The 4,463-nt window shown below is 65.2% G+C and carries 6 protein-coding genes; 3 read left to right on the top strand and 3 right to left on the bottom strand.

What is annotated here, in order from left to right; translation table 11 throughout:
• Positions 1-12: 12 nt before the first annotated feature.
• From MUO23_00405 to MUO23_00395, 3 genes are read right to left on the bottom strand one after another with little or no spacing between them, the layout of a single operon-like run.
• On the bottom strand, positions 13-1,800 hold the full coding sequence (locus MUO23_00405) for an FAD-dependent oxidoreductase (GenBank protein MCJ7511411.1): 1,788 nt from the start codon (positions 1,798-1,800) through the stop codon (positions 13-15).
• Between the two features lie 27 nt (positions 1,801-1,827).
• Positions 1,828-2,250 carry a hypothetical protein gene (locus MUO23_00400; protein ID MCJ7511410.1) on the bottom strand — a complete coding sequence of 141 codons (423 nt, stop codon included), beginning with the start codon at positions 2,248-2,250 and terminating at the stop codon, positions 1,828-1,830.
• Positions 2,251-2,258: 8 nt separating this feature from the next.
• Positions 2,259-2,762 (bottom strand): hypothetical protein, encoded by a 504-nt coding sequence (locus MUO23_00395; protein MCJ7511409.1) that lies wholly within the window; start codon positions 2,760-2,762, stop codon positions 2,259-2,261.
• A 47-nt stretch (positions 2,763-2,809) separates the two neighbouring features.
• On the opposite strand from MUO23_00395, the gene MUO23_00390 reads away from it, so the two are divergent.
• The 3 genes from MUO23_00390 to MUO23_00380 form a co-directional block, all read left to right on the top strand.
• Positions 2,810-3,304 carry a ubiquinol-cytochrome c reductase iron-sulfur subunit gene (locus MUO23_00390; protein ID MCJ7511408.1) on the top strand — a complete coding sequence of 165 codons (495 nt, stop codon included), beginning with the start codon at positions 2,810-2,812 and terminating at the stop codon, positions 3,302-3,304.
• Between the two features lie 3 nt (positions 3,305-3,307).
• Positions 3,308-3,967: a cytochrome b N-terminal domain-containing protein gene (locus MUO23_00385; GenBank protein ID MCJ7511407.1), complete on the top strand. Its 660-nt coding sequence runs from the start codon at positions 3,308-3,310 to the stop codon at positions 3,965-3,967.
• A 10-nt stretch (positions 3,968-3,977) separates the two neighbouring features.
• On the top strand, positions 3,978-4,463 hold a 486-nt coding region (locus MUO23_00380), incomplete at its 3' end, for a hypothetical protein (protein ID MCJ7511406.1).

Genomic DNA, 4,463 nt, shown 5'->3' with positions numbered 1-4,463 from the left:
CTTCATGGCGCCCTAGTAGGTGCGTTCCCTGGGCTGGTACTTGGTGATTCTCACCGGCTTGGTCCCCAGCTGGAGGCCGTCGGTGGTCAGGCGAGCCAGGCTGTGCTTGAGCCACTTCTTGTCGTCGCGTTTTGGGAAATCCTCGCGGGCATGCGCTCCGCGGCTTTCCTTGCGCTTGATGGCGGCGACAGCCGTTACTTGGGCCGTGTCGAGAAGGCAGCCGAGCTCCCAGGCCTCCAGCAGATCGGTGTTAAAGACGCCCCCGCTGTCGTCGACGCGGATGTGCTGGTAGCGCTGCTTGAGTTCCCCCAGCTTCTCGATCGCCTGCTGCATGCCCTCGGCGGTGCGGAACACGCCCACCTGTTCGAACATCGTTTCCTGCATTTCGCGCCGGATCAGCCCCGCCCGCTCGCTTCCGTCGCCGTTGCGCAGCACCGCCAGGCTCTCGAGCACCGGGACCTCTGGGTTCTTCGGCAGCGGGGTGAAGGGCGTATCGGTTGCATGGGCTGCAGCCCGCAGGCCCGCCTGCTTGCCGAAGACCACCAGGTCGAGCAGCGAATTGGTGCCGAGCCGGTTAGCGCCGTGGACCGAGACGCAGGCGCACTCACCGGCGGCGAACAAGCCGGGCAGCACCGTGTTCCTGGCGTCGATGACCACCTCGCCAAAGCGGTTGGTCGGGATGCCCCCCATGGCGTAGTGGGCCGTGGGCTGGACCGGCATCGGCTGGGTGATCGGGTCGACGCCCAGGTAGGTGCGGCAGAAGTCGATAATGTCCGGAACCTTGGCCAGGATCTCGGCGGCGGTGACGCGGTAGGCGGTCCCATCGGGACGGGTGCGTCCGTCCAGGGCGGCATAGCGATTGACCGTCTCCGGCCGGACGTCGAGGTTCAGCATGCGCCGTCCGCCAATGCCGCGGCCTTCGCGCATCTCCAGGTACATCGCCCGGCTGATCACGTCGCGCGAGGCCAGGTCTTTCACCCGGGGGGCGTAGCGCTCCATGAAGCGTTCGCCCTGGTCGTTGAGCAGGACGCCGCCTTCGCCGCGGACGCCTTCGGTGATCAGGATGCCCATCTTGAAGATGCCGGTGGGATGAAACTGGAAGAACTCCATGTCCTGCAAGGGAATGCCGCGCCGCAGGGCGATGGCCATGCCGTCGCCGGTGTAGGAATGTGCATTGGATGTGATTTCCCAGGCGCGGCCGTAGCCGCCGGTGGCGAAGATCACCGACTTGGCTTGAAAGATGTGCAGTTCGCCCGTGGCCAGCGCCACCGAGACCACGCCGCACACAACACCCTCGTTCAACAGCAAATCGAGCACCTGAAACTCGTCGAAGAAGGTCACCTGCCGGCGGATGCACTGCTGGTACAGGGTCTGTAGGATCATGTGCCCGGTGCGGTCGGCGGCGTAGCACGCACGGCGCACAGGCAGGCCGGTGCGGTTGTTGGTGTGCCCGCCGAACCGGCGCTGGGCGATCTTGCCCTCGGGGGTGCGGTTGAACGGCAGGCCCATGTGCTCCAGCTCATGGATGATGGGCACGGCCTCATGGCACATGAATTCGATGGCATCCTGATCGCCCAGGTAGTCACTGCCCTTGATGGTGTCGAAGGTGTGCCAGTCGGGGCTGTCCTCTTCCTCGTTTCCGAGAGCGGCGCACACCCCGCCCTGGGCGGTTCCGGTGTGCGACCGGACCGGATACAGCTTGCTCAGGACGGCGGTGCGGGCGCCGCCGGAGGCGTACAGCGCCGCCATCAGCCCGGCGCCGCCCCCCCCGACAATCACCACATCATACGCATGCTGCATGCGGCGCTCCCCGATGGATGGCAGGCATCACGATGCAAGGATCACGTACACGGCGACGATCAGGCAGCCCAGCCAGATCACCAGCAGACTCCAGCGCATGACCAGCACGGCCAGCGGGCTGCGCAGGTAGTCTTCGAGCACCATCCGGACCCCGTTGAAGCCGTGGGCGCTGGCCAGCAGGATCATCAGCAAGCCGAGGATCTGCCAGAAGGCGTTCGACCAGCCGAGCGTGACGTCCGGGATGTCGCTGTTGACCACGTGGTTGGGATTGGGGAAGAACATCCAGCGCAGCATGGCCGGCAGGTCGAGCAGCGTGCGTCCGCCGAGGATGAAGGCGGCGGCCATGCTGACGGCGGCGAACAGCATCAACCCCATTCCGGAAAGCCGGGTGAACAGCCACAGGCTGTATTCGAGTGAGCCGGCGTTGCGGGTGGCGCGCGGAAGCTGCATGCCGTCCCTTAGCCGCCCCCCAGGCCGGTCTGCACCAGGAAGAAAACCGGGAGCAAGTAGGCCGGAAGGAAGATGATCCACTGCAGCCAGTACAGCTCGCGCTGGTAGCGCAGCAAGGCCGGGAGCAGGTCGACCAGGGCCACCCGGGTGCCGTTGAAGGCGTGGAACAGCACGCAGAAGTAGACGAAGATCTGGAAGGGCCAGGATTCGTAGAAGGCGGTCACGGCCGTGGCTAGGTCGTTGCCGAACTGCTGCAGGCCGAAGGCTGCGATCACGTGCAGGCCGACGAAGAGGACGATGCCCAGGCCGGTGATGCGGTGCAGCGCCCAGTTCAGCATCCCGGTCTTGCCCCGGTAGCGGTAGCCCTGTCGCAGGACGATCGGTCGACTGGCGGCTATGGCTCCTCCCTCGGCGTGTGGCGTCCGGGCACCCCCCCGCTGGCGTTCATTATAACGGCAGGCGCGGCGCGGTTGAGCGTCGCGAGAAACTGGGTCGGTTTGGTAGAATCGCATGAGTCTTGGGCCTGGAGCGAGAGCGGTCCATCGTCAGCGAGAGAGGCATGGCAGGAGCGGAGGAAACGGGAGGTCTTAGCCGCCGCAAGTTCGTCACCGGCATGCTGGCTGTGCTGGGCGGCACGATCACCGCCGTAATCGGCCTGCCGGCCGTGGGCTACCTGGTGGCGCCCGCCCTCAAACGCAGCCCAACCGACGTCTGGGTGCCGCTCGGACCGGTCGAGAGTATCCCCATCGACCAGCCAACGCTGTTCACCTTCTCCCGCGCCGAACGCATCGGCTGGGAGACGACCGCCACCAGCTACGGCATGTACGTCTTGCGCAGCCCGGATGAGCGCTACCGGGTGCTGTCGAACGTGTGCACCCACCTGGCCTGCCGCGTCGTCTGGAAGGATGACCCGCAGGACTACACCTGCCCCTGTCACGATGGACACTTCGCCAAGGACGGCCACGTGCTCTCTGGGCCTCCGCCGCGCCCGCTGCAGGCAGTGGAGCACAAGGTCGAAGAGGGAATCCTGTACGTTCACCTGGTGGAGGCCTAGCCGATGGTCGCCCGGGTGTATGCCTGGCTCGACCGCAGGCTCGGCCTGACCACAATCTATTCCACCACCCTCGACCGCAAGGTCCCCAAGGTCAACTGGGCCTTCACCCTGGGCAGCGCTACGCTGTTCCTGGCGGTGATGCAGGGCGTCACCGGGATCTTCCTGACCGTCTACTACGTTCCACACCCGGAGCAAGCCTACGACAGCGTCAACTACATCATGAATGAAGTGGCCTTCGGCTGGCTGATCCGCGGCGTCCACCACTGGGGGGCGACGCTGATGGTGGTGACGGTGTTCCTGCATATGCTGCGGACGTTCTTCTACGGATCCTACAAATACCCGCGCGAGATCACCTGGATGACTGGTGTCTTCCTGCTGTTGGTCACCCTGGGTATGGGATTCACCGGCTACCTACTGCCATGGAACCAGCGCGCCTACTGGGCGACGACGGTCGGGACCTCAATCGCCGGCACAGTGCCCCTGGTCGGCCCGCTCGTTGAACGCATCCTGCGCGGCGGCGAGGGCCTGAGTGCCCTGACCCTGGCGCGCTTCTTTAGCGCCCACATCTGGATGCTGCCGGTGACATTGCTGGCGCTGGTCGGCATCCACCTGTACCTGGTGGTCCGTCTTGGGATCAGTCACATCCCGAGAGAGGGCGAGTAAAGGTCCGGCCGTGGACGACCCGACGCGCCAGAAGATCGACGAGCGCTATGCCGCCGAGAAGCAGCACGGCGTGAAGTTCTTTCCTGACATCGTATACAAGGACATGCTGGTCGCCTTCGGCGTGTTCCTGCTCCTAATCAGCCTGGCGACATTCCTGGGGGTGAAGAGCGAGCTGCCGGCCGATCCGAGCGACGCCTCCTACATTCCGCGCCCCGAGTGGTACTTCCTGTTCCTGTTCCAGATGCTCAAGTACTTTCCGGGCCAGCTGGAATGGATTGGCACGACGATCGTTCCGGCAGCCGCCGTGCTGTTGCTGCTTCTGCTGCCCTTCATCGACCGTTCCCCCTACCGCCACTGGCGCAAGCGGAAGATCGCCATCGGGATCATGAGCGTAGCGGTGCTGGGGATCGGGGGGCTCACGCTGATGGCCGTTGCCGAAACCCCGCCGCAGGAGGAAGTCGGCGCGCTGACCTCGATCACCGAGCAGGTGGTCGCT

The sequence above is a fragment of the Anaerolineales bacterium genome (genome assembly GCA_022866145.1).
GTDB lineage: Bacteria > Chloroflexota > Anaerolineae > Anaerolineales > E44-bin32 > PFL42.
The sequence above is the reverse complement of the archived record's forward strand: the minus strand, read 5'-3'. Positions and strand labels throughout refer to the sequence as shown.

Bases quoted from the DNA above. Each gene is read 5' to 3' on its own strand.
- MUO23_00405 (MCJ7511411.1), bottom strand. From the start codon at position 1,800: ATGCAGCATGCGTATGATGTGGTGATTGTCGGGGGGGGCGGCGCCGGG.
- MUO23_00400 (MCJ7511410.1), bottom strand. From the start codon at position 2,250: ATGCAGCTTCCGCGCGCCACCCGCAACGCCGGCTCACTCGAATACAGC.
- MUO23_00395 (MCJ7511409.1), bottom strand. From the start codon at position 2,762: ATGCGATTCTACCAAACCGACCCAGTTTCTCGCGACGCTCAACCGCGC.
- MUO23_00390 (MCJ7511408.1), top strand. From the start codon at position 2,810: ATGGCAGGAGCGGAGGAAACGGGAGGTCTTAGCCGCCGCAAGTTCGTC.
- MUO23_00385 (MCJ7511407.1), top strand. From the start codon at position 3,308: ATGGTCGCCCGGGTGTATGCCTGGCTCGACCGCAGGCTCGGCCTGACC.